This window comes from Imperialibacter sp. (assembly GCF_048007035.1).
Classification (GTDB): domain Bacteria; phylum Bacteroidota; class Bacteroidia; order Cytophagales; family Cyclobacteriaceae; genus Imperialibacter.
This window is the reverse complement of the sequence record NZ_CP180355.1, coordinates 4,018,658-4,042,840: the sequence shown is the minus strand read 5'-3', so window position 1 is coordinate 4,042,840 and position 24,183 is coordinate 4,018,658. Positions and strand designations below refer to the sequence as shown.

Below are 24,183 nucleotides of genomic sequence, written 5' to 3'. Positions count from 1 at the left end.
ATCATAAATGAAACCGGAGCCCAGTAGCAATGGAGAAAAGATTCGGAGCGATCCTGAGTGGCTTTGTGGTGTAGTTTACCGGCTCACCCAGGCTCAGGCCTGTAGTTGAGGCCCTTGTATATACATCCTGCTCAAGCAATAGTTGGACCGATAAGTTTGGGTTGATGAAGTAAGATGCCTTTGCCATGAAGGCAAGACCTGGCACAAGCGTCGTGCGCCTTGCTTCGTCGTACACAAAAACATCAGGAAACGACGAGGAGCCGTACGTTTCCGTCGCCAGGTAAGTGTTACTAAAAATCAGTCCGGCACCTGCCGACAACTGAAAAGGGGTGCCAACAGCGCTGTAGTAAGGCTTGAGGTGGTACATGCCGTATAATTTGTGGCTACTCTGGAACATGTAAACGGATGTTCTGATCTCGTAACCATTCCTGCTGCCGTACAAGTTAACCACATCACCATACTCATTCTGGAAGTCATAACCCACTTCGAGTGTATCGCTGAGCGAGTAAGAAACGCCTATTCTAAATATACCATCATGCCCTCTTCTGCTGTCACCATACCTGCTGTCAAACTGCAAAGGGCTGTAGTTCTTTTCGATTTTTCTAACCATGCCAGTTAGCCCAAGCCCATAGGAAAGGCCATAGGAAAGGCCAAAGTGAAACCGGGGGCTATACTGCGGATGCCGTCTCGCAATTGGCGTCTCAGTGAAGCTATAGTTACGAAGCCTTCTCTTACCCTTTTCCGATGGCCTTATCAAATGCATATCCTGGTTGGTAAACCTTGTAAGCCGGTCTATCGGAAGTTGGAAGGCAGCCTTGTCTCCTCCTACCTCATAATCAAGCTGCACGCCTTTGGCTCCATCCACAATACCCGCTACTATGCCTACCGGCGTAACAAACAGCACAGACCCCACCACCAGGTCGAATCCCCGACCAAAGTAGCCAGGTTCGTTGCTAAACACGTAGGTGGCCCACAATGACTCCCCAACTAGTGCCCCCCAACCGAAGCCTCTCCAGAAACTGCCCTTCTTGAAATAAGCAATTCTATCAATTTCTTCGGCCCTCAGCTCCTCCACCAGCAGTTCATCTCGTTGTTGAAAATGAAGAAGCCCGTTTTCCTTGTCGAAATCAAGTAAAAAACCCGCAACCTCGGTTCCATCTGTCTTTATCGCTTTTATCAGCACAATTTTCCTGTCATCGACAGGCAATGCAATCTGACCAAAGGTAGCGCAGCTATGCCACATAGCGACACAAAAAAAGGCGCATTGCGTAAAAATGTGTTTATGCATTTTCGGAAGAAACTAATGAAAGAGTCACCGGAAATTAATCATTAGCCAGAAATAAAAGCCGTTCAGTGAAAAAATAAAATACTAGCATAATCGATCTCACATACATTATCGGGCGCAACTCACCAAAGCTGAAGATTGTGGAACTAAAGCCCGAAAGGGCCGTTATGAAGTCAATAGGATTGCCAAAATATGGATGCTATAAATACCATTCATCTGTTTGGACTTAGGATAGATGAGCCCATTGTTACCATCACCGATCTGCTGGTGTCGGCGCTGTGTATTTTTTACTTCTACAAGCTTCAGAAATCGGGCAAGACCGGGAAAGTATTTACCTGGTTCAAGTACTATTTCTTGCTTATGGGTATTGCCACAGCGTTCGGCGGCTTGCTTGGGCATGCGTTTCTCTATGCCTTTTCCTTTGGCTGGAAGCTGCCCGGCTGGATCATCAGCATGTTCGCCATTATGCTGATTGAAAGAGGCGCAATTGAACACTCCGGAGTGCTTTTCAAGGAGTCAGCCGTCAAAGTACTGAAGGTGATCAACATCCTTGAGCTGCTCACCTTTCTATCCCTCACTATATTCACGCTCAATTTCTTTTTTGTTGAGTTCCACTCCGGCTATGGCTTGATGTTCGTGGTGTTGTCGTTTGAAGGCTACCTCTACCTGAAAACCAGAAATGCTGCCAGTAAAAACATGCTCATCGGTATTGCCTTTGCGGCAGCTGCCGCACTGGTCTTCATGAACAAGCTGTCGCTCCACCAGTGGTTCAATCATTTGGCGCTTAGTCACGTGCTGATGGCTGCGGCTACCTTCTTTATCTATAAGGGAGTGCAAAAAATAGAAGTGAAGTATAGTAAGACAATGGCATAACCTAAGTTACATTTGGATTCCTTTTGGAAGTCTTGGTACTCCTGTCATCGGCTCAAATAGAATAGGATCCTAAACCAAGTACTTGCATTCTCATCACCGAAGATCACCCAGGTTTCTTTCCTAGACGGATCATTCCTCCAATCCCAAGACCTGATAAACTACCAGATAATTGCAGGGCCTCACTCTTAAATCCGTACGATAGGCCTCCCGTGCGTAACTTCAGTATGATCCGATCATGAATTCGGTAACCCAGGGAGGGCAAACTGACTCCGATAAGAACATCGTTGACATAAGCATCGTTTCCTCCAGTAAAGCTGATCGTACTAAAGGCACCTACCCCCCATAATAACTTTTCACCCAAGCTAAAATTCCATGCAAAGTTTGGTCCAAAATTAAAAGACGTAGCGTTTCCAGAGATGTCATTGTAACCTACTCCCACTCCCAGCAATCGATTATTTTTGACGGCGTATGAGTAGCCCGCACCTACTTGAAACACATGTGCCTGGTGGACTAATAAAGAGCTGAGTGATCCGTCGATAAACGATTCTCCTTTGTTGATTTGGGCATGGCCTGCAAAGGCAAACAAAACAAATAGTGCTGCGATAGAAAGTCTTTTCATGCTGATTTTCGTTAGTTTTTTAAACGAAAAATTAAAGCAATTATAGTGCCTAAAAGGCCTAAAGTTCAGTTTATTTAAAAATATAATATCAAACTTACCAGACTATTTCCCAGCAATTTCTCGGCTCCTTACGATACCACTGAACATAGATTTTGTAAAACCTGTAGCCCTTTCTGTCGCTATCCCTTATATTTAAATTCCACTTAAACTTTTGATCAGATGACATTGAATAGAAAAGACTTTCTAAGAACGGCCGGCCTCGCTGGTGCAGGGATGGTACTTACCCCTGCTCTTAGCTCCTCCAAACCGGCCAGAGCCAGCAAATACACCTTTCAGCTTGGCCTTGCCAGCTACACCTTTCGTGAATTTTCGCTGGACACCACGATAGAATACACAAAGCGCCTTGGCATTTCCAAGATCGCCCTAAAAAGCATGCACCTGCCGCTTGATTCTTCAGAGGCAGACATCAAAGCGGCTGCCAAGAAAATAGCCGATGCAGGCCTTGAGTTGTACGGTGCTGGTGTTATCTACATGAAAACCGAAGCAGAAGTGAACCAGGCGTTTGCTTATGCAAAAGCTGCCGGCATGAAAATGATCATTGGCGTGCCCAACCACGACTTGCTGCCCCTGGCAGAGAAAAAAGTGAAGGAAACTGACATTAAACTGGCCATCCATAACCATGGCCCCGGAGATGACCTTTACCGCAGCCCCAAGGACGTTTACGAAAAAGTGAAAGGGCTCGACAAGCGTATTGGTCTTTGTATGGACATTGGCCATGTGGTGCGTATTGGGGAAGACCCGTCTGTGTGGGCAGAAAAATTCAAAGACCGTATTTACGACATCCACCTCAAAGACGAAGACAAAGCTCAGGAAGATGGCAAGCCGCTTGAAATCGGCCGTGGTGTGACTGACATACCGGCGTTTCTGAAGACGATGATCAAAGTAGGCTACACCGGCTATATGTCGCTGGAGTATGAGAAAGACGGCAAGGACCCACTTCCTGGAGCCGCTGAATCCTTCGGCTATGTGAGGGGAGTGCTCAAGGTGATTTAATAGAAATTTCTCTTAGTTGCCACATCTGGATAAGTTTGACTCTCCCGGTGTGGTAACTTTTTTTTAGGCTGCTTATCAAAACCTGCCTTTCATTGATTAGAAAAATACCCTGAACATCATGTTGGGTGTAAGCTTTAATCCAGCCTGGTTGATAGTTTCCAGGTTTCCGTCGGCAATGCGGTAATAGGTTCCTAACACATTTTCATACGCCGACAGGTTCCAGATAGAAAACCCGGCCTGGCCTCGTACACCAGCTCTCAAATTAAAGTTATATCTGGCTGACAAGTCAATGCGGAAGTAAGGGCTCACTCTGGCTGCGTTGGGGAGGTCGTAGCTGATAGTCCCATTAACTATTGGGTTGGAGGCATTTACAGCCGTATAAGGCCGGCCTGAGTGCCAGCTAAGGCTAGTGGACGCTTGAAAACTATCCCTGGTATAGCCCGCACCAATCGTCAGGTTGTGCAAAATATCAAGGTTATTGGGAAAGGCGCTTACCGACAGTTGAGGAAAATCATATCGATTTTTAGCCACAGCATAACTCGTCCAGGCAGAAAGCTCTTTAAAGTCTCTTTTCACCAGCACGTCCACACCAAACACCTGATAGCTACCATTTGACCTTAGGTACTGGAACTGGTTTTGGAACCCCTGGCTGGAGGTAATTATACCTTTGACCAGTTTTAAATACGGCTCTGCACTAATCAACCACTTGTCGGGAGAATACAGCAAGCCCACCGAAGCCTGCTTGCTGCGAATAAGTGGAATACCCACTCCATTGGAAAGAACCCACCTTCGTTTTTCGACACCTAAAAAGTCGTTTTGCAAATCGATCACCTGGGTAGTAAACTGGCTTTTTTGTTCAGCCAGCAGTTCAAGTGCAACATTTTCGGCCAGCTTCTGATGAATGGCAAGGCGAGGTTCCAGGGTAAATTGATCGAGTGTAGAGTAGTAGTTGGCACGAAGCCCTCCACTTATGTTGGTATTGTTTGATGGCGTAGAGTGATTGACATCGGCAAACAACACCTGGCTTCTGTTAACCTCCTTTATATACCTCCTGAAAGCCGGGTTATTCAGAACTTCCAAATTACCAATGCCTACCTCTGTAAGTTGCACACCTCCCGTTACATCGGTAGTTTCATTAATAAGCAGTCTGGTATCGATTTTGAAACCGATATCCAGCACTTCATTTTCTTGCTCTAGCCGTTGGTTATTGGGAATGTTGTTGTTAACGCCCCTGAGTTTGTACCACGACACAGGCACACTTAGCCTTGATTTCACCGACGGACTCCACTCCTTTTCATACCGAATGCCTGAAGCCATACTCTGCTGAGTAAGACTACTTGCCTTTGACTCCCTTACCCCATTTACTTCAGCATTTTCGGTGTAAGTCAGGTCGTTAAAAATTTGCAGGAAGCTGAGACTTAGCTTGTCGCTTGCTGAAATCTGATAGTTAACTTTTACCGTTAAATCGTAAAAATAGAAGTCTTCGTTGCTATTCAGCAGGCTATCTCCAGCCGAAACCCTGGCGACGTCGGTGTTGCGAAATGCCCGGTCAAAATAGTTGTCGTAGGTAGGTGTGCTGACAATATCAGCCATCGACCTGCGGCCAGCCACACTTATCGAAGCCCTGGAAGATAGTGGCGCAGTAAGGTAGCCGTCGGCACTCAGCAGATTGATGCCGCCACCGCCACTCCACTCTTTGGCCACTTTGTTGTCGGGTTTGATCTCGATGGTGCCTGAAACTCCTTCCCCCAAACGAGCGCCGGTACCATTTTTTGTCAGGATTACTTTGTCAACGAAATAGGGATTAAATGCGGTGATAAGGCCATAAAAATGACTGGACTGATACATTTTTATATCGTCCCAAAGTATCAGACTTTGATCGTTACTCCCGCCTCTAATGTTGATATCGGAAACCGACTCGTTGGCACTTTGTATGCCTGGCAAAGCCTGCATGGTATACAGCACATCGGGCTCGCTCATGCCGGGAAGCACCTGCAATTCCCTGGTTTTCACCTCAAATGCCCCCGAAACGGTTTTACCCACTCCTCCAACAAGGTAATTGGAGATAAGAACCTCTTCAAGCTCCACTGTTTTGGCTGTGAGACTGATGGTCAGACAATCCGTAGCTTTTTTTTTAGTCAGATCTATTTCCAGAGGTTGATAGCCCAGGTGCCTTACACGCAAGACGGATTCTGGCTCCTCAAGAGTTAACTCAAAATATCCTTCCACATTGGTAACAACCGAAGTTGACAGATGGCTTACGACGGCCGACGTCACGGGCTCGCTGGTTCCCACGTCTTTCAGGTAGCCACAGAGCACCCTGGCGGTGGTCTCCAACTTTCTTATAGCTACAAATCGATCGTCCAACTGCTCGAATTCCAGATCGGTGGCCTGTCGCAGGTACGACAGACATTGAGCCAGGCTTAAGGCATCATCCGGAAGATCAACATAGAGGTGGGCAACATTTTTATCTGCATAGGAAAATGCAATTTCATACCTGGCCTCAAGAATTTTGAGAACTGATAACAACGGCTGCGCATCTTCTTTTTGCTGGCCAAAAATGTGTGCTGCCAAAAAAAGGAGTGGTAGAAGGAGAAAAAATTTTACTTTTCTATTGATCACCAGACAAACGAACCAGGTTCTCTTCACGGTCAAACTTTATATTGAGCGGAAGCGTGATTGACTTAAGAGCAAGATTTATGTTGTCATGCGTAAAGCTGCCAGTAAACATTTGATTGGCATCCACACGAACCAGTTTTACTTTAACGCCATACTGCCTTTCAAACTCCTCCACCACCTGACTATACGGCACACTTTCAAATCTGCTTTCGTTACCTAACCAACCCGGGCCATCGCCGGTACCTAACTCCAGAGCCGCTGACAAACCGCCTATCAAACGCCACCCCTGGCCTTTCTTTAATATTTGCTCGGTGCCTTTTGACCGAACTTTCACCGTTCCTTCATAGCATTGCACTTCAAAATACCCTGTTCTGCTCTTCACATTGAACTGCGTACCCACAACAGTTACCGTACCTAAAGACGTCTTCACATCGAAACGGGAGCCGTGAGAGACTTTAAAAAAACCTTCGCCACTTAGTTCAACTACTCTGGCTTTGTTCCACCCGCTTGTACTATAGGTGAGGCTTGAGGCTTTGTTCAGCGCAACCTCTGAAGAATCAGGCAGATAAGTGGTGGTTTTCGTGGCCGCCAGCACCCTGACCGTCTCATCTCTCAACAAGAGATAGCCTATGACAAGTGCTGCGCTGAGCACTAGCAGCAAAGAGGCCGCAACCTTTAAAAAATTTCGTTGCCACAAGGAGACAACTCCGACTTGGCGGGGAGCTATAGGCAATCTTTTCTCTTCAGCCTCAACATCGTAATCGGGGGCTTTCATCCGTTGCAAAAGACCTTCCGTCCGCTGCAGCTTTCGATACGTTTCGGTTTGCTCGAACGACAGCCGTTCCGACTCCGAAAGCGTTTCGGCCAGCCATTTTTTCACCAAGTCTTCTTCGTCCATAATTTTTACTTCTTAATAAAAACAGATGAATGCAAGAATCTCCTACCTGACACATTTTTTACACGATCAAAAATCGCCCAGCTGCTCCCTTATAATTTTGTATGCTGTGTATATCCTCTTCTCAACTGCCTTGCGACCTATACCCAGCATATCGGCAATTTCCTGGTGCTTTTTTCCTTCTACCCGATTCAACATAAAAGTCACCCGCTGATCCTCAGTCAAGCTTTCGAGAGCAGCGTGAAGTCGCTGCCTGTATTGCTCTTCCTCCATCGCAAATTCAGGCGACTCAATTGTGTATCGCTTGGCTTCTGCGGTCTCCTGATACCGTAACGCTGTCTTGCTTTTTGCCAGCTCATTTAACATTTGGTTGTTGGCCACTGTAAAAAGGAAGGCCCTGGCCTTTTCAGGTGGTACGTTTTTGCAGTTATTCCATAATTTCACAAAAGCTTCCTGCACAATATCTGCGGGATGGTTTCCGGCACCGTACTTATAGTAGAGAAAATCATGAAGGTCTTTTGAGAGCGCTCTGAAAAGTGTTTTAAACCTGCCTTCATCACAAACATTTCGCTTCTCATGGCTCATATGAACCCCAATTTAACAAAGTTTAGGTTTACAGGTAGGAGTTTTCAGTGTCAGCCGGTTTTATTACCGAAAGCGGGGCAAAAACCTATGCAGAGGCAAATTTCATTTTTGAAGCAGTCCATTTTATTAGTGAGCCTGGTGATTTTGGCGATCTCTTGCCAGGAGCCTTCGGAGGATATTACGGAGCCGGACAAAGAAATGGCTTTCACCAAAGGATCGGCCCTCGGGCAGCTGCTGCAAAAAATGTCGCTAAAGGATGGCTCCAACGACAATGTAATTGACAATGCCAGTTGTCTGACGCTGGTGCTACCGGTAAAAGGAAGCTTCAGAGGAAAGGCATTTACTGTTGGCAAAGAGGCTGATTTAGCTGTTTTACAGGACATATATTATTTAAATCCTTACCAGTCAGACCGTTTTCTTTTAGACTTCCCCCTGCGTGTGATCAAATCCGATCACACGGAGGTGGCAGTTTCCAGTCAGGAAGAGTTGGACGTGCTGGCTGCCCTATGCGTTGCCAACGGACTTGACGACGACATCGAGTGTGTCGACATCGAGTATCCGATCTCCATGGCCACCTATGACCTGCAAAATCAGCTTGCCGACATCCGAACAGTAGCCGACGACGCCTCTCTTTTTCAACTTTTAAATGAATTCAATGACGACGACCTTCTTTCTATCCAGTTCCCTATCCAGGTTGCTACGAGCATAGGGGCGCAAGTGATTGAAGGAAATACTGCGCTACAAAATGCATTTGACACGGCTCAGGACACCTGCGACGAGGGGGATAGAGTCTTTTACAATACAGGCCTGCCACTGGCCACGGGAAAGCTGGAGCTTTTGTTAACTGACGCCCCCTTCCCGATTGATTTAATTGAAGAAGCCAACGTCACAATAGTCAAAATTGAAGTGAAAACCGGCGAAGCAAATGACACCATACCTTTTATTACAGTTTTTAACGAGCCGACAACCTTCAATTTGCTCGACTTGAGTAATGGCATCACCGCAAAGCTCAGTGAAACAGCATTGCCGGTTGGCTCCTATTCATTCTTTAGCGTATACGTTAGCGAGGGAAGTGTGTTACTGAAAGACGGGCGACTATTCGATCTCAAAATCCCATCAGGCGACAAGAGCGGCATTAAAGTAAAACCAGCCTTTGATATTGAAATAGAAGAAGGTGAAAGTGCCAGCTACTTACTGGACTTTGACGTTAGCAGCAGCTTTGTGGTGAGAGGCAATCCAAACACTCCTGCGGGCATCAATGGGTTCAACTTCAAGCCAGTCATCCGGACTTCCAATCAGCACGCTACCGGCACTCTTTCTGGTACCGTTAACGACCAGAACGGCACCGCTCTGCCCGGAGCCCAGGTCTCTCTGTTTGCAGCCGACACACTTCACACAACAGCACTGAGTGGTGAGGACGGCAGGTTTACCATTCTCGGCCTGACGCCGGGAGGTTATCAGGTGCAGGCAGAATTAGTCGACCACGAAACCTCAACACTTGACGAGGTATTGATCGAAAAAGGAAAAGAAACTACAGTTACTATCAATCTGACTACCAATTGATTAAACCAGTTATTCTTATACAACAAAACAAAAATTCATGAAAACGAAGAAGATTTTATTACCATTTATTGCCATGGCTATTATTGCGGGACTTGTGGGATGCAACAACGATGGCGACTCGGGCGGAACCGGACAGTTGGTAGTAAAAATGACAGACGCCCCTTTTCCAAGCGATTTGGTGAGTGAAGCAAACGTAACTGTTACTAAAATTGAAGCCAGGCAAAAAGGCGGAGACTCAGAAAGCGCATTTATTACCATTATGGAAGACGAGGTTTCAGCCAATCTATTGGATCTTACGAATGGAGTGACTGAAAACCTGGCCGACGTCGAAATTCCCGAAGGTACTTATGACCTCATCAGGGTGTATGTAGCCGATGCCACTGTGGTATTAAAAGACGGCACATCGTATGATCTGAAGGTACCCAGCGGCTCTTCCTCCGGCATTAAAATATTTGTAAAGCCAGGCATAGAAGTAGCGGGGGGCCTAACTGCCGAACTACTGCTGGACTTCGATGTGGCCAGCTCATTTGTGGCCAAAGGAAACACCAGTTCACCGTCTGGCATCACCGGGTTCAATTTCAAGCCTGTTATCAAGGCCTCCAACCAATCTTTTGCAGGTCGGCTGGTGGGTGCTGTAACAACCGAAGTGGAAGGGGAAACGGAAACTGAAATCATCGCATTGGGGGGAGCCACGGTATCGGTTTATGCTGCCGACACCCTCAACACCACGGCTCTTACAGCCGAAGATGGCACCTACACCGTGCTTGGCTTACAGGCTGGCCTCTACAACGTAACGGTGGAAGCGCAAGGATACGCAGCTACTACCTCCGAGGGAGTGGAAATTGTGGCAGCTAATGCAACCACACAAGATTTTGTACTCAACCCCGAATAAAAAGAAGTTTAAGACGCCGTATTAGTGCGGTAAATCTCTTAGGTTAGAGGGGGAGGCAAGCTTGTAGGCTTTGCTTCCCTTTTTTTGTTGCCCCAACCAGCCCGGCCACCATTGCCCTCTGCCTCAAATAAAGAGGCTTCTAATTGGGGCAGAATGGCGTTCCTGCAACGGCTTACAATGCAGGAACGGTTTTTCTACCAGCATAACACATCAGCATTAACTTTGGCTATCTTTATATTTACAAAAAGAACATTCACCGCCCCTCACCAAACGGTGTTAACTGCAACAAATATCATTTATGAAAGTCGCTCATATACGCTCCATTTTTCTAGGCTTGCTATTAGCCACATGCTCAGCCCAGGCTCAAAACATCTTGCAGCTTCACCCCCAAAACACTCACTACTTTCAGTACCAGGGAAAGCCGATGATCATTATCGGCTCAGGGGAACACTACGGGGCGGTAATGAACCTCGACTTTGATTACAAAACCTATCTCAACACCCTGGGAAAGGAAGGCCTCAACCATACCCGCTTGTTTACAGGGGCTTACCTGGAGAAGCAGGGCGACTTTGGCATCAAAAAGAACACCATGGCACCGGCAGAGGGCAGGGCCATCCTGCCATGGAAGCGGAGCAACCAGCCCGGCTATGCGCTGGGCGGCAACAAGTTTGACCTCGACCAGTGGGACCCGGCCTACTTTGCCCGACTGAAAGACTTTATGACCCTGGCCAGCACCAACAAAGTGATGGTGGAAGTATGCCTTTTTTCGGCTCATTATGGCGGGGGGTGGAACTACGCTGCCTTCAACCCCAGCAACAACATCAACGGCACGCCCGAGCTGGAGGCTAAAGAGGTGAACACCCTGAATAACAAAGGGCTACTGGCCCGCCAGGAAGCTTATGTGCGAAAACTGGTGAGGGAGCTGAACGGGTTCGGCAACTTTTACTTTGAAATACAAAACGAGCCCTGGGCGGACAATACAGAGATTATTTTCACCAGAAACGACTACGGCGAAAGCCCCTGGACGGACAAAATTCAGGTGGTGTCGCAGGCGTCGAACGAATGGCAAAAGAAAGTGGCAAGCTGGATCAAAGACGAGGAGAGCAAGCTGGCCAACAAGCACCTGATCTCACAAAATATCTCCAACTTCTACTACCCCATCACCGAGCCTGACCCGCAGATCGACATTTTCAACTTCCATTATGCCTACCCAAGGGCGGCCAGCGAAAACTATTACCTCAACAAGGTGCTGGGCTTCAACGAGACGGGCTTTGCCGGAGGCGAAGACGACACCTATCGCCGCCAGGTATGGCAGTTTGTGATGGCGGGAGGGGCCCTGTTCAGCCACCTCGACTATTCCTTTTCGGTAGGCCAGGAAAACGGACAGGACACCACCTACGAATCGCCGGGCGGAGGCAGTCCTGACTTGAGAAAGCAATTTGGCATTCTGAAAAACTTCATGGAAGCCCACGACCTGGTGAACCTGAAGCCCGATGCCTCGGTGGTGAAGGCAGCGCCCGGCGCCACCACGCTGGCCATGAGCAATGGCAACGGCATGTGGGTGGTGTATTGGGAATCGCTGGCAGTGAAAAGCTATGACATTACGCTCACCCTGCCCGCTGGGAGCTACTCCACGGAGTGGATGGATGTAACGACGGGGAAAGTTATATCGAAGGGAGCAGTGAAAGACAACAAAGTGGCCGTGCCGGGAAGGGCTGATATGGTGCTGGTGGTGAGGAGGAAGTAACGAAAACCGCACCCCCATATTATGATGATAATATACGTATATTATGGGTTTACAAACGGATAATATGGCTTTATGAGGTTCATTGTGCTATTTTGATAAATAATTTAAAAAATAGTTATAATTGGAGTATGGCTAATAGCCATACCGAATTGTTATCTTCAATTATCTTCTATGCGTAATAACCTTTTACTTCTAATCATTCTTGTTTGCTCCTGTCGTAATAACTCAGTTATGGACGAAAAACAGTTTACAGACTTATACAAAACGGAGCTTGAGAAGAGGTTTCCAGACATCGAATATGAAATAACAGACGTTCTCAAAATCACAGCCAGTAACGACGGAGGAAAAGTTCAGCACTATGTTGACAATGCTTTTAGAGAGTATATTTCTAGGCCGTCAGACCTATACGAAATTATTGGTAAGTATGTAGACGCTTCTGGTGAACTTTACAGTCCTAGCGAAAAAATTGACGTTAATCGGATCGTTCCTGTAATAAAGGACGTCGGCTACCTTTCACACATTATGGACTTGGCTAAAGGTGACTCTGCTAAGATTGATCTCGTGTATGAATATCTCAATGATGAACTGGTGATTCTTTACTCAGAAGACTTGGAGACAAGTGTCTCCATCTTTAATAAGGAAGATTTCTTAGCAACCGGCATCGACTTCGCCGATTTACGCCAGTTATCAATTTCCAATCTACAAAGTGTATTGCCCGATATGGAAAAAAGTGAAATAGAACACGATATCTTTATGGTAACTGCTGGTGGTTACTATGAATCCAGTTTGTTGCTACTAGATGGCATTTGGAACAAAGATAATTTTCCAGTGGATGGAAATATTGTAATTGCAATTCCAGCTAGGGATATTCTCCTGGTGACTAGTAGCGATGATAAGGAAGCCATGGACAAGTTAGAAAAAATGGCCTTGAGCATAGTCGAAACAGCTGACCACTACCTGCTACCAACTCTTTTCGAACGATTGGGAGACTCATGGATCGCAATAGATAAAAAAGAGGCTAACACGAGGCTATAGCGAATGGGGGCTGTTCAGGTTAGTTGAGTGAAGTTGGCTTGGAATCTCCGCCACATAATTTAATTTTATCATCGGCGTGGCTAGGTGCGAGTAGTAAGCGAAGTGCATTACAAAACCCCACTCGCCATAGCCAGGTTAGGCACCATTTATAAATCATGACAAGGACTATCGGAATTCTCGGACTTCTAATTATTATTGTGCTTTTGATTTATTACGTATATGACAAGTTTAACTATGGCCCATTATTTATGGGTGACACAAAGGAAGTAACTGCTATTGTTATTGAAAATAGATTAGCTCCCCATGGCAAAGGTGTTGTTCATGAAATCAAATATGAGTATAAGATTGACGGTCATACTTATTCTGACTCGTATTTCTCTAACAAAGAAATATCTAGATTATTGACAGGGGACAGTCTGATAGTCGAAGTATCGATTTCTACACCATCAAAGACCAAAGTCCTACGATATTTCAAATCGAATTAAAAGGTGCCTAACACACACGGGCGTGGTAGCTCACTCCAGAACGCATGAAACTGAGTACTGATACATTTAACTTTCAAACCTCTCTGAACTCGTCAGAACTGACCAGCCGACTTTCGGAACGGACTCTTGCAAGCAGTAAACTGGTGATGAGAACCACCTCCAAGGACTTTATCGGAGCGGTATCAGGACAAGAGTTTAGACTTATCAGCTCATGGTTTCCAATTGGTGCTGCTTGTGTTGTATCTGGACATTTCGATAGCGAAAAAGGGCAGATAGTGCTGGCCACAACGCTTCACAGAGCGTTTCGAATCCTTTACAACATTTGGGCTATAGTAATAACCGCTCTCGTAATTTTTGGGCTGACTGCAACTAGCGAACTGACTAGCTGGGTGATCGGAATTTTCGGTTTCATTTTTATGGCAACTCTGTTCAGGTTTTTTCTCCATGGGGTTTATGTGATCGCCAGGAAAAAAGTGATCCATAAACTCTCTGGACTGCTAGCCACCGACTAATAAAAGAGCTACAACACAGCGGTAAAATGAATTTGGGCTTCACAGGTTGTCAAAGGTCAGTTGGCTTGGAATGTCCGCCACAAATTATAATTTTATCAGTTGAGTGGCTAAGTGCTAGCGGCGGGGGAAGTGCATAACATTCCACCACTCATGCTAGTCAGGCGAAATGGACTATGGAAAGAATGACTTTTTTATTCTTAGTTGGAATACTCTTTATGAGTTGTGATAAAGATTCGGAAGTACCATCGGTACCTGAGACAAGAGAGTTCATGAGTTCCTTTGAATCGGTAGATGATTTTAACGACTTTTTTATAACACCTCAAGGACATTTAGGCACCACTTATCATGATCTGTCCGATTCTATTGTGCATAGTGGTGAGTTTGCACATAGAGCCTGGATCAATGGTGCAAATCCTGCTTCAATTACGAGCAATAACAACCACCGAGGATACCCCACTATTCAGTTTCAAAAAACATCTGAGGGAGTATTCCAAACGCCATGTTATATTACTTTATGGGTATGGCTTGATATTGAATTAAATCCAACTAACTCAGGAGGAATAGACGATTGGTTTAGTTTTGCCACTTTTACTGATGATGTATCAGATAATTGGGATAGAAGTGTTTTAGTGAATTTGAGTTATGATGGACTGGTTCACCTACAAAACACAATCGATCAAGGAGATCAAGCACATGTTTACAGTACCAAAAATGTAACATTCCCACAAAGAGAATGGGTAGAATTAAAAATCTATCTAGACTTTCGTGAAAATGGGTATGCGAAAGTTTGGCAAAACGGAAATTTAGTGGCTCATGCGGAGATTGGTAACATTCAAAACAAACTTTCTCAAGCTCACTTTGGAATGTACTGCCCCCCACAATTAATCAGTGGAATGGTTTTAAATGATGATTTGCTTATTGAAGAAGTAGATGGCGAATAAAAACTACTTCCAACAAACTATAAAACATGACGGCAGAAATATTTTGATTATTTTAACTGCGGACTACCGACACGCTATATAGCAGAGCGTTGGCTTGAAGGTTCCTACATGAAGAAAATAATATTGCCTTGTCTGTTATGGCTTTGTTTTTCGGCAAATTGCCAGCCTCTAAAAGTTGTATCAGCCAAGAGTGTGTTTGTTGACGGAAGACGTGTAAAGAAAAATCAAATTTTGACCAATGAAATTGTCTTCGTTAAAAATGAGTTGATAGTCGAAGATGGGCACGGTCGGCAAACTTTTCACAAAGCGAACATAGGAAAGAACACTATTGACTCACTTCACAGCTATCGGTTAACATGGCAGCCCGCTAATGATAGCATCAACAATATCATCAACTGCAATTTGCAAATCATTGGGGTACCGACCAGAGGAGCTGTTGAGGCGTGTGACTTCAAGTATAAAATACAAGTATTGACAGAACATTGGGACTTTGATTTTTCAAAGGTTATGCTGAGTTGGAAGCCCGTCACTGACACTACCCAACCAGGCATTCTCGATGACTTGGCGTATTTCGTAGTTGTTGCGGATGAGTCTGACCTAAATCTAAGATTGTTTACCACGACTGAAAATCGGCTGCAAATGGATTTGTCGGATTTTCAAAGCCATCGATGGCTGACCCTTAACGTTAGGACAGTAGATCCATGTGGGACAAGCGACTCATTTCCCATCAATAGCCTTGTAAAGGACAACTGAAAATCAAGCTAACACAAATAGTGAACGTGAGTTTCATCGGTTGGTATTGGATAGTTGGCTTGGAATGTCCGCCACAAAGTATAATTTTCACATCGCCCTACCTTCGCTTAAGCTGCGGCAGGCAAGGCGTGGCTAAGTGCCAGTAGAAGCGGAGTTGCATAAAACTCCCACATTCATTTTTGGCAGGGCTTAGGGAGAATATGGCTAAAGTATTTTACATACCGTAGCAGCTCCAAAAATGCCACTTTGAGTTGAAAGATCACTCGCAGGCTTTATAGACCCTGACATAATCTACCTCAAATTGATCGGGCAGGTCTGCATCGGACCCCTCATAATCTGGCGCTGCAAACATCTGAAAAACGATCCTCATGGGGTGATCAAACGGCCATTTCCTCCAGTTGTTGCTAAACTTGTTGAAAGTCCAGTAATGGCTCCCATCGATATAAAACTCCAAACGGTCTCTATACCATTCAAGTCCATAAACATGAAATTGTTCGCTAGCATCCGGAAGAGAAACTGAAGTTGAATGCTTTTCTCTGTTCCTGCCATTCTGCCAATTCGAATTTTTGGTGTGAGTATTAGTGTAAACGTCAGGCGCATTGTACCCCCAGTACTCCAAAATATCGATTTCTCCACAATTTGGCCACTCTCCGTATTCATCGTACGATCCCAACATCCAGAACGCAGGCCAGGATCTATTGGCAGTCGGGAGCTTTGCTCTGCACTCTATTTTTCCGTATTGATAATAGTCAACAGAGGCGATATCGGATCCGGTGTAGGCATATCCCTCATAATCTTCTTTGTGAAGTTCCATGATGAGCAAGCCATTTTCTACTCTAACATTTTTCTGGCGATCTGTTCTGTAGGTGATACCATTTGGTGCTACTGAGGTTTCCCAGACCGCTTGATCTAAGGAATCAAATTCATCCTCAAAAACCAGGCACCAGTCCTCCACCGAAGGATCGGGCTCTTCTTCTTTGCAAGAAACCAAAGCGCAAAGAACAATTAGAAAGGTTAACCGCCTGATCATAGCATGTAATTTACAACCAAAATACAAAAACCATTAAAACTAAAGCTACACAGTAAAAATGAATGCATGCCTCACTGGCAATCTGGTGGCGGTTGGCTTGGATTGTGCGCTACATAGCTTAAATTTAGTCACGGCCCCACCCGAACCACGTTCAGTGCATAGGGGCAAATGCCAGTGGAAACAGCGCTGCACATAGCTCACTTCACGAACCATGCATTCAAACAATCTTAGCACAATGAAAGGACTGCTTACCCTACTTTTTTCAGCGGTGTCACTCATAGTTTACCCTCAAACTGAGCGGGTGCAAACTAAAAATGAAGCCGTTGATTTTAAGGATTTGTTTAATGCGACCAGACGGGCCGGGGTTGCATGTTACAGGATTCCGGCAATTATTACCGCTCCAAATGGAGATTTGATTGCTGCTATTGATGAAAGGGTGCCCTCCTGCGGCGACTTAAAATTGAGCAGGGACATAAATATAGTGATACGAAGGAGCGCTGACGGTGGCGATTCCTGGTCTGAGATTGAAACTGTGGTTGATTACCCTTTGGGTAAATCAGCCTCAGATCCTTCAATGATCGTTGATAAAGTCACAGGTGCAATTTTCATGTTCTTTAATTTCATGGATTTAGACCATGAAAAAGATGTGTATTATCTGAAAGTAATTAAAAGCATAAATAATGGGCAAACGTGGAGTTCGCCTGTCGATATCACCTCACAAATTACAAAATCGGAATGGCGCAATGATTTTAAGTTCATTACTTCCGGACGGGGTATACAAGCCAGTAGTGGTAAATTATTACACACACTGGTGGATTTAGAAAAAGGCCTTCATCTTTTTGGAAGTGACGATCACGGTGAAAGTTGGTATTTAATTGACACCCCAATTATACCAGGTGATGAATCCAAAATAATCGAGCTTACCGACGGCACATGGATGATAAATAGTCGTGTGAATAGCGGAGGGTTTAGGGTTGTTCATACTTCAACTGATGAAGGGGCAACATGGCTCTCTAAACCCGACTCATCGCTTATCGATCCGGGCTGCAACGCCAGCATTATCAGGTATACTTCGATTAATGAAGGGGCTGACAAAAACAGAATACTGTTTTCAAATGCAAAAATGAAAGACGAACGAAGCAATATGACCATAAGAATAAGCTATGATGAAGGAAAGAGTTGGACAGATGGGAAAACCATTTATCATGGAGGTTCGGCTTATTCTTCAATGACCATACTTGCCAATGGTGATATTGGTTTATTATTTGAAAAGGATGATTACCAGGAAAATGTGTTTGTCCGGCTCACATTGGAATGGTTAACCGACGGCAAGGACAAATACAAAATACCTCAACCTGAATAACCTGCGGTAACAGATCGGTTGACTATGCGCCCATCCGTCAGCCGTTGGCAGGCTTGCTGCGGGACTGAACCGTCCACCTGAATTGGGTGCCAGGGCACCCTGTAGGTACGCTGAGCAAGCTTAACTTACTGTCCAGTCAAATGTAGCAGCTCCAGTAGTTAATCATTGACACCCTCACTTCATGCCTCACCAGACTTCAAGACCGCCCTCTAAACGACTAAGCATGTTCATTTTTATTACCATCTCTGTTCATGAACGGGCACTGCGTTGCACACCGTGTATCAATTGCTCGACAGAATTAACGTTTTCTGTTCGGGCATATTAATTGTGGCCGGATTTCCTTCAATCGATGCATGATGACGAAAAAAATTTTACTTATCCTGACAGGTCTACTGTTACTCGGATCTACTGCAATCACCCTATTTGTCGGTCCCTACTTTTTGAACGTCAGTTACTATCCTGCAAATGCAGGCAAAGGGTATTATGCCGGTTTTTATGTTTACATTTCACCGGGCGCCAAAAAATTAGCCGCAAGCGGCAAAGCTGTTACCTTTCTTGTTCAGCCTAATAATTCGGGTATCACTTCAGACGATCCTGCTGTCCATAAAAAGGATGCCTGGTGGACTGGCTTTGAAAGATATAAAATAGCCAATGATCTGGATGTGGTCTTGCTGGTTCCGGCATTTATCCGGCCCGGCACCGATTGGCATATTTACACCCATGCGCTTGACAGGGATGTTTTGACTACAGGCCGCAAGGACCTTGCTCGAACCGACCTTCAATTAATAGCCATGATTGATGAGGCCAGGGCTTTTCTCAAACAAGACAGCATACATTCAAATCCAAAATTTTTGATTCAGGGATTTTCCGCCAGCGGAATGTTTGCCAACCGGTTTACGATGCTGCATCCCGACAGGATACTGGCCGCTGCGATTGGCTCGCCAGGTGGCTGGCCCATTGCACCTCTAAAAAAGTATAACAACAACCTACTGCCTTATCCGGCTGGCGTCGGTGACCTGGAAACACTGATCGGCATGCCCTTCGATAGCATCACCTATGTTCAGGTTCCGCAGCTTTTCGTGATGGGGTCAGCAGACAATAACGATTCTCTTGACTTCACCGATGGCTGGGAGAAAGAGTCGGCAGATTTGGTGGATACTCTTTTTGGGAATGATCCCCAATCAAGGTGGCCAAATTCAGAAGCCCTGTACAAAAGCGTGAATTCAAACACCAGGTTTATTCTGGTCAATGGAATAGGCCATGATCGCAAAAAACTTCAATCTTATACTACTGATTTTTTCCTTCGTATTCTTAACCAGAACAATCCCTCCAACTGACGTAAATATCTCTCATGCCAGGCTGCTGAATCACTGGCGACTACAGCCCACTTGCACGGTCTCGTAGACTCCGCCAGGGTGGGACGGGGTCATCTCACCCTAACGATCCGCCGAAGCGGTTGTAATTTTAAGTAGTAGCGCCGCATACTTTCATAGGCTTTGCTTCTTAGCAGTGACAGGCCGACAGTAGTTCCCGGAACAAGACTTTAGGGGTTTCCCCATCCGAGCACACCACCCTTCCTCCCGTCAATAATTTTGACTACATTTAATTGTTCAGCGGCCACACAAGGCGCTGTTTAAGTTTATGGTGGAACTTACCCGTGAGGCATTCACAGCGCCATCCACGGGAAGTTGTTTTTTATACTCACTTATCAAACCCGTCGGCAGTTCAGCCGGTGGATTATCTATCTTTTTACCTCAGTGATTAACAACACCATTATGAAATGTAACACACCACTATTGAACCTTTGCAGCACTTTCATCTTTGTGCTATTCCTTCACTCGGCCATGGCGCAGCCTGCTGCACTCGGAGTATTCACCAACAATGCAGATGTAGGCGCTACAAAAACAGCCGGAAAAACCAGCTATGACCCCGACAAGCAGTCGTATACCATTTCGGGCTCAGGGCAAAATATATGGGGCCAGAAGGATGAGTTTCAGTATGCCTACCGCAAAATGACAGGCGATTTTATTCTCAGGGCAAACGTTGCCTTTGTTGGTGAAGGCGTTGACCCACACAGGAAAATTGGCTGGATGGTAAGGCATAGCCTCGAAGTGAACTCCCCTTGTGTATCGGCAGCTCTGCATGGCGATGGACTTGTGTCGTTGCAGTTCCGTGAAAATCCGCAGTCGGACATGGATCAGAAGGCGTTCGCCATGACCCACGCCGATGTCATTCAATTAGAACGAAGAGGAGACACCTTCATCATGTCGGCAGCTAAAATGGGAGAGCGATTTTTTGAGGAGCAGGTATCGGGCATCGAGCTGGGCAACGAGGTGTATATTGGCCTGTCGGTGTGCGCCCACAACCCCGACGTGGTTGAAACAGCCACATTCAAAAATGTGCGGGTGATTGTTCCGCCAAAGCCAGACTATGTGCCCTACAGAGATTATATAGGCAGTCATATTGAGCTGATGGACGTCGCCACGGGCGATCGGAAAATCGTTTTCAGCGCAGATAATTCCTGGCAGGCACCCAACTGGATGGTAGACGACAATGTCTTTACTGTTAACTCCGATGGATTGCTCTATGATTTTGATTTGAGAACCGGAAAACCAACAAAACTGGAAACTGGTGCTGCCGTCAGAAACAACAACGACCATGTGCTGTCATTTGATGGAAAGCAAATGGGAATCAGCAGCACCCCGCCGGAAGACGGGCATTCGATTATTTTCACCATGCCCAGAAAAGGCGGCAATCCGAAACGGCTCACCCCAAATGGCCCCTCCTACCTTCATGGCTGGTCGCCAAATGCCAAAGAGCTGGTATACACTGCCGTGCGTGACAAAACATGGAATATCTTCAAAATACCTGCTTCAGGAGGTCAGGAAGTGCAGCTTACCAAAACTCCCGGCCTCGACGACGGGCCGGAATACACCCCGGATGGGAAATACATTTACTTCAACTCCAATCGGACTGGCATAAGCCAGATTTGGCGCATGAAGCCCGACGGAAGCAATCCGGAGCAGGTCACGTTCGACGAGTTGAACGATTGGTTTCCACACATTTCTCCCGACGGCAAATGGATCGTTTTCATTTCCTTCCCAAGAACGGTGGACTCAGGACAGCACCCATTTTACAAGCACTGCTATATCCGGCTAATGCCGATTACCGGGGGTGAGCCAAAAATTATTGGCTATATTTATGGAGGCCAGGGTTCAATGAATGTGCCGAACTGGTCACCCGATGGAAAACGCATCGCCTTCGTGAGCAACAGCGCTTTCTTGAACTACTAGCCAATAATTAATCTGTGTCCAATGTATATGAAAAATGCAGTTTCTTATCTCTTCCTCGTGTTCATCCTTGGGGCTTGTAGTCCCGCTAAGGAAAAGACTAGCAGCAGTCAGGCCGAAGCCATCGATCAGCAAACGATACGAAAAATAGATGTGCATGCCCACTATCGCTATCCCCGTCCCTACCTTCCCTCCTTTTTCCAGGATTGGAACATGCAAGCGGTGCTGGTGGATGTGGCTCATGAAGATACTAGTGGCATCGACCGCAGCTGGGAGCAGTATGTGGACATGAACATTGAAAACCCGGAGGTATTCTATCTGTGTAGCTCCCTGGTGGGCGCTGGCATTGATGACCCATACTTTGCCGCCAAAAACATTGAACGGCTGAAAAACGAGATTGCCACCGGGGCCAAAATGGTGAAGGTGTGGAAGAACTTTGGCATGGTGACGAAAGACGCTGCTGGCAATTTTATCCAGATTGATGATGCCCGCCTGCAGCCTGTTTGGGATTTTCTAAAGGAAAAAGGCATCCCAGTCATGGCCCATATAGGTGAGCCAGTGCAGGCATGGCGGCCGTTGGACAACCCAATGAATCCGCACTACGAGTACTACAAAAACAATCCGCAATACCATGCGTTTGCCCATCCTGAGATTCCAAGCTATGAAACCATCATTGCTGCCCGTGACCGGTGGATTGAAGCAAATCCGGATTTGCCCATTTTGTGCGCCCACATGGGCAGCATGTCGCACAGCGTGGACATGGTGGCCGAGCGCCTGGACAAGTATCCAAACATCATGGTAGAGCCTGCGGCCCGGTTTGGCGACCTGGCCAGCCAGAACAGCGACAAGGTGAAGGCCTTCTATGTGAAGTACCAGGACAGGATCATGTTCGGTACCGACTTCGGGAATTACGATCCGGCTGAGGGCTGGACAGCCGAACAACTCGATGCTGAGCAGAAAGACCTCAATGCCACTTACAACGACCTGTGGCGGTACCTAAGCACCACCGATTCGCTGGTCATCAGGAAGCAGCATACGAGGGGCCTGGGCCTACCCAGGGAGGTATTAGAAAAGGTTTACTTTCAAAATGCGAGTAATTTCCTGGGGCTTGAATAAATAGCACTGCATCAGGCTCTCTTTTGAAACCAAGGCCACCTGTGATGGCCTTGGCTTAAAAAAAACGCCGGCGAGATTTTCCTAATGCAAACTCTTTACTTCGCTGGCAAGCTTCTGCAAAGTGTCTTTGGCATTGCCGAACAACAACCTGGTTTTGGGATCAAAAAAGAGTTCGTTTTCGATGCCAGCATAGCCCTTGCCCCTGCCTCGTTTCATCACAATGATGTTCCTGGCAAAATGCGCATTGATGATAGGCATGCCTGCAATGGGGCTAGCCGGGTTATTAATGGCCGCCGGATTCACAACGTCGTTGGCACCTATGACCACTACCACGTCGGTGTTGGCTATTTCGGTGTTGATGTCGTCCATCTCCACCAGTTGGCTGTAAGGCACGTCGGCTTCGGCAAGCAGCACATTCATGTGCCCGGGCATGCGGCCGGCCACTGGATGGATGGCATAGCGCACATTGGCCCCCTTCTCAGCCAACAACATATCGAGCTCATGGCATACATGCTGTGCCTGCGCCACTGCCAGTCCGTAGCCAGGCACAATCACCACGCTTTTCGAATAAGAAAGCAAAATGGCAGCATCGCTCATGCTGATTTCCTTCATGTCGCCTTCCGGTCCGGCGCCAGTACTTGCTCCTGCCCCGCCAAAGGCCCCCAGTATTACATTAAGCAGCGACCGGTTCATAGCATTGCACATGAGCACCGTAAGGATAGTGCCTGCAGCGCCCACCAAAATACCTCCCAGGATCATTGCCTGGTTGCCGTAAATAAATCCAGCCATGGTGGCTGCGATGCCCGTGAGGCTGTTGAGCAGGGAAATAACAACCGGCATGTCGGCACCGCCGATAGGCATTACGAAAGTGACCCCATACACCAATGAAATACCGAGCAGCAGATACAACGCCCAGCTCAGCTCACCCGCTGTTTGGCCTGACGCCATCATGTAAGCCGACAGTCCCACCACCACGAGCAGCAGAAGCAAATTCAAGTACTTCATCCAGCCAGCAAGGGTGTCGCCAACTTTTCCGTCAAGTTTGCCGTAGGCCAACATACTACCACTGAAGGCGACACTTCCCACTATCAGTCCCAGCAGTGTGGCCAGCGCCGAGCCCACATTGCCCATGTCGGTATTCGGAAACTCCAGCATCGCCACCAGGGCCGAGGCTGCACCGCCTGTGGCATTGTAAAACGAAACCATCTGGGGCATTGCCGTCATCTGAATGCGCAGCGCCATCACCCAACCCAGTACGGTGCCAACTCCCAGCGCCGCCAAAATGATCCATACATTGGCCAGTGGAATAGCCGCTCCCTCGCTGTTTTTGTGCAGCAGCAGTGTGGTGACCATGGCCAGAAACATACCGGCAGCCGCATAGAAATTTCCCTTTCTGGCCGTTTCCGGATGGCTTAGCAGCCTTAAGCCCACCACAAAGAGGAGAGCAGCCAGTAAATAACTTAGTTCGAGCAAAGCCCCTCCCAGGGTGAAGTCGACACCATTTAAATTCCCGATTACCTGATCCAT

The 24,183-nt window shown here is 46.6% G+C and carries 20 protein-coding genes; 13 read left to right on the top strand and 7 right to left on the bottom strand.

What is annotated here, in order from left to right:
* Nucleotide 1: 1 nt before the first annotated feature.
* A complete protein-coding gene (locus ACMVP2_RS17410; RefSeq protein ID WP_416864395.1) occupies nucleotides 2-1,288 on the bottom strand; it encodes a hypothetical protein in 1,287 nt (428 codons plus the stop codon).
* Nucleotides 1,289-1,477: 189 nt separating this feature from the next.
* Here ACMVP2_RS17410 and ACMVP2_RS17405 point away from each other — a divergent pair, with 189 nt between their 5' ends.
* Entirely contained in the window at nucleotides 1,478-2,158 is a 681-nt protein-coding gene (locus ACMVP2_RS17405; protein WP_416864394.1) for a DUF6962 family protein, read from the top strand.
* A gap of 103 nt (nucleotides 2,159-2,261) precedes the next feature.
* On the opposite strand, the gene ACMVP2_RS17400 is transcribed toward ACMVP2_RS17405, so the two are convergent.
* Nucleotides 2,262-2,777 (bottom strand): hypothetical protein, encoded by a 516-nt coding sequence (locus ACMVP2_RS17400; RefSeq protein ID WP_416864393.1) that lies wholly within the window; start codon nucleotides 2,775-2,777, stop codon nucleotides 2,262-2,264.
* A gap of 219 nt (nucleotides 2,778-2,996) precedes the next feature.
* On the opposite strand from ACMVP2_RS17400, the gene ACMVP2_RS17395 reads away from it, so the two are divergent.
* Entirely contained in the window at nucleotides 2,997-3,830 is an 834-nt protein-coding gene (locus tag ACMVP2_RS17395; RefSeq protein WP_416864392.1) for a TIM barrel protein, read from the top strand.
* Nucleotides 3,831-3,926: 96 nt separating this feature from the next.
* On the opposite strand, the gene ACMVP2_RS17390 is transcribed toward ACMVP2_RS17395, so the two are convergent.
* The 3 genes from ACMVP2_RS17390 to ACMVP2_RS17380 form a co-directional block, all read right to left on the bottom strand.
* Nucleotides 3,927-6,404 (bottom strand): TonB-dependent receptor, encoded by a 2,478-nt coding sequence (locus ACMVP2_RS17390; protein WP_416864391.1) that lies wholly within the window; start codon nucleotides 6,402-6,404, stop codon nucleotides 3,927-3,929.
* Nucleotides 6,405-6,441: 37 nt separating this feature from the next.
* Complete coding sequence (locus ACMVP2_RS17385) at nucleotides 6,442-7,347, bottom strand: FecR family protein (protein ID WP_416864390.1); 906 nt, start codon at nucleotides 7,345-7,347, stop codon at nucleotides 6,442-6,444.
* 66 nt (nucleotides 7,348-7,413) lie between these two features.
* Nucleotides 7,414-7,929 carry an RNA polymerase sigma factor gene (locus tag ACMVP2_RS17380; protein WP_416864389.1) on the bottom strand — a complete coding sequence of 172 codons (516 nt, stop codon included), beginning with the start codon at nucleotides 7,927-7,929 and terminating at the stop codon, nucleotides 7,414-7,416.
* A gap of 87 nt (nucleotides 7,930-8,016) precedes the next feature.
* Here ACMVP2_RS17380 and ACMVP2_RS17375 point away from each other — a divergent pair, with 87 nt between their 5' ends.
* The 7 genes from ACMVP2_RS17375 to ACMVP2_RS17345 all read left to right on the top strand — a co-directional run bounded on the left by ACMVP2_RS17375 (nucleotide 8,017) and on the right by ACMVP2_RS17345 (nucleotide 15,857).
* A complete protein-coding gene (locus ACMVP2_RS17375) occupies nucleotides 8,017-9,492 on the top strand; it encodes a DUF4382 domain-containing protein (RefSeq protein WP_416864388.1) in 1,476 nt (491 codons plus the stop codon).
* A 37-nt stretch (nucleotides 9,493-9,529) separates the two neighbouring features.
* A complete protein-coding gene (locus ACMVP2_RS17370; protein WP_416864387.1) occupies nucleotides 9,530-10,384 on the top strand; it encodes a DUF4382 domain-containing protein in 855 nt (284 codons plus the stop codon).
* 298 nt (nucleotides 10,385-10,682) lie between these two features.
* The gene (locus ACMVP2_RS17365) at nucleotides 10,683-12,131 is read left to right on the top strand and encodes a hypothetical protein (RefSeq protein ID WP_416864386.1); all 1,449 of its coding nucleotides are present in this window, start codon (nucleotides 10,683-10,685) and stop codon (nucleotides 12,129-12,131) included.
* A 231-nt stretch (nucleotides 12,132-12,362) separates the two neighbouring features.
* The gene (locus ACMVP2_RS17360) at nucleotides 12,363-13,166 is read left to right on the top strand and encodes a DUF1444 family protein (RefSeq protein ID WP_416864385.1); all 804 of its coding nucleotides are present in this window, start codon (nucleotides 12,363-12,365) and stop codon (nucleotides 13,164-13,166) included.
* Between the two features lie 529 nt (nucleotides 13,167-13,695).
* The gene (locus ACMVP2_RS17355; protein ID WP_416864384.1) at nucleotides 13,696-14,163 is read left to right on the top strand and encodes a hypothetical protein; all 468 of its coding nucleotides are present in this window, start codon (nucleotides 13,696-13,698) and stop codon (nucleotides 14,161-14,163) included.
* Nucleotides 14,164-14,336: 173 nt separating this feature from the next.
* Complete coding sequence (locus ACMVP2_RS17350) at nucleotides 14,337-15,104, top strand: hypothetical protein (RefSeq protein WP_416864383.1); 768 nt, start codon at nucleotides 14,337-14,339, stop codon at nucleotides 15,102-15,104.
* A 231-nt stretch (nucleotides 15,105-15,335) separates the two neighbouring features.
* Entirely contained in the window at nucleotides 15,336-15,857 is a 522-nt protein-coding gene (locus tag ACMVP2_RS17345) for a hypothetical protein (protein ID WP_416864382.1), read from the top strand.
* A gap of 259 nt (nucleotides 15,858-16,116) precedes the next feature.
* On the opposite strand, the gene ACMVP2_RS17340 is transcribed toward ACMVP2_RS17345, so the two are convergent.
* Complete coding sequence (locus ACMVP2_RS17340; RefSeq protein ID WP_416864381.1) at nucleotides 16,117-16,887, bottom strand: family 16 glycosylhydrolase; 771 nt, start codon at nucleotides 16,885-16,887, stop codon at nucleotides 16,117-16,119.
* 301 nt (nucleotides 16,888-17,188) lie between these two features.
* Here ACMVP2_RS17340 and ACMVP2_RS17335 point away from each other — a divergent pair, with 301 nt between their 5' ends.
* The 4 genes from ACMVP2_RS17335 to ACMVP2_RS17320 all read left to right on the top strand — a co-directional run bounded on the left by ACMVP2_RS17335 (nucleotide 17,189) and on the right by ACMVP2_RS17320 (nucleotide 22,656).
* On the top strand, nucleotides 17,189-18,250 hold the full coding sequence (locus ACMVP2_RS17335; protein WP_416864380.1) for a sialidase family protein: 1,062 nt from the start codon (nucleotides 17,189-17,191) through the stop codon (nucleotides 18,248-18,250).
* Nucleotides 18,251-18,603: 353 nt separating this feature from the next.
* Nucleotides 18,604-19,587, top strand: a complete 984-nt coding sequence (locus ACMVP2_RS17330) for a hypothetical protein (RefSeq protein ID WP_416864379.1) — start codon at nucleotides 18,604-18,606, stop codon at nucleotides 19,585-19,587.
* Nucleotides 19,588-20,025: 438 nt separating this feature from the next.
* On the top strand, nucleotides 20,026-21,543 hold the full coding sequence (locus ACMVP2_RS17325; RefSeq protein ID WP_416864378.1) for a TolB family protein: 1,518 nt from the start codon (nucleotides 20,026-20,028) through the stop codon (nucleotides 21,541-21,543).
* A gap of 27 nt (nucleotides 21,544-21,570) precedes the next feature.
* On the top strand, nucleotides 21,571-22,656 hold the full coding sequence (locus tag ACMVP2_RS17320) for an amidohydrolase family protein (protein ID WP_339793077.1): 1,086 nt from the start codon (nucleotides 21,571-21,573) through the stop codon (nucleotides 22,654-22,656).
* Between the two features lie 81 nt (nucleotides 22,657-22,737).
* Here ACMVP2_RS17320 and ACMVP2_RS17315 read toward each other — a convergent pair whose 3' ends face one another.
* Entirely contained in the window at nucleotides 22,738-24,183 is a 1,446-nt protein-coding gene (locus ACMVP2_RS17315; protein WP_416864377.1) for an NAD(P)(+) transhydrogenase (Re/Si-specific) subunit beta, read from the bottom strand.

Coding starts and splice junctions, on each gene's coding strand:
- ACMVP2_RS17410 (WP_416864395.1), bottom strand. CDS start 1,288: ATGCATAAACACATTTTTACGCAATGCGCCTTTTTTTGTGTCGCTATG.
- ACMVP2_RS17405 (WP_416864394.1), top strand. CDS start 1,478: ATGGATGCTATAAATACCATTCATCTGTTTGGACTTAGGATAGATGAG.
- ACMVP2_RS17400 (WP_416864393.1), bottom strand. CDS start 2,777: ATGAAAAGACTTTCTATCGCAGCACTATTTGTTTTGTTTGCCTTTGCA.
- ACMVP2_RS17395 (WP_416864392.1), top strand. CDS start 2,997: ATGACATTGAATAGAAAAGACTTTCTAAGAACGGCCGGCCTCGCTGGT.
- ACMVP2_RS17385 (WP_416864390.1), bottom strand. CDS start 7,347: ATGGACGAAGAAGACTTGGTGAAAAAATGGCTGGCCGAAACGCTTTCG.
- ACMVP2_RS17380 (WP_416864389.1), bottom strand. CDS start 7,929: ATGAGCCATGAGAAGCGAAATGTTTGTGATGAAGGCAGGTTTAAAACA.
- ACMVP2_RS17375 (WP_416864388.1), top strand. CDS start 8,017: ATGCAGAGGCAAATTTCATTTTTGAAGCAGTCCATTTTATTAGTGAGC.
- ACMVP2_RS17370 (WP_416864387.1), top strand. CDS start 9,530: ATGAAAACGAAGAAGATTTTATTACCATTTATTGCCATGGCTATTATT.
- ACMVP2_RS17365 (WP_416864386.1), top strand. CDS start 10,683: ATGAAAGTCGCTCATATACGCTCCATTTTTCTAGGCTTGCTATTAGCC.
- ACMVP2_RS17360 (WP_416864385.1), top strand. CDS start 12,363: ATGGACGAAAAACAGTTTACAGACTTATACAAAACGGAGCTTGAGAAG.
- ACMVP2_RS17355 (WP_416864384.1), top strand. CDS start 13,696: ATGAAACTGAGTACTGATACATTTAACTTTCAAACCTCTCTGAACTCG.
- ACMVP2_RS17350 (WP_416864383.1), top strand. CDS start 14,337: ATGGAAAGAATGACTTTTTTATTCTTAGTTGGAATACTCTTTATGAGT.
- ACMVP2_RS17340 (WP_416864381.1), bottom strand. CDS start 16,887: ATGATCAGGCGGTTAACCTTTCTAATTGTTCTTTGCGCTTTGGTTTCT.
- ACMVP2_RS17330 (WP_416864379.1), top strand. CDS start 18,604: ATGATGACGAAAAAAATTTTACTTATCCTGACAGGTCTACTGTTACTC.
- ACMVP2_RS17325 (WP_416864378.1), top strand. CDS start 20,026: ATGAAATGTAACACACCACTATTGAACCTTTGCAGCACTTTCATCTTT.
- ACMVP2_RS17320 (WP_339793077.1), top strand. CDS start 21,571: ATGAAAAATGCAGTTTCTTATCTCTTCCTCGTGTTCATCCTTGGGGCT.
- ACMVP2_RS17315 (WP_416864377.1), bottom strand. CDS start 24,183: ATGGATCAGGTAATCGGGAATTTAAATGGTGTCGACTTCACCCTGGGA.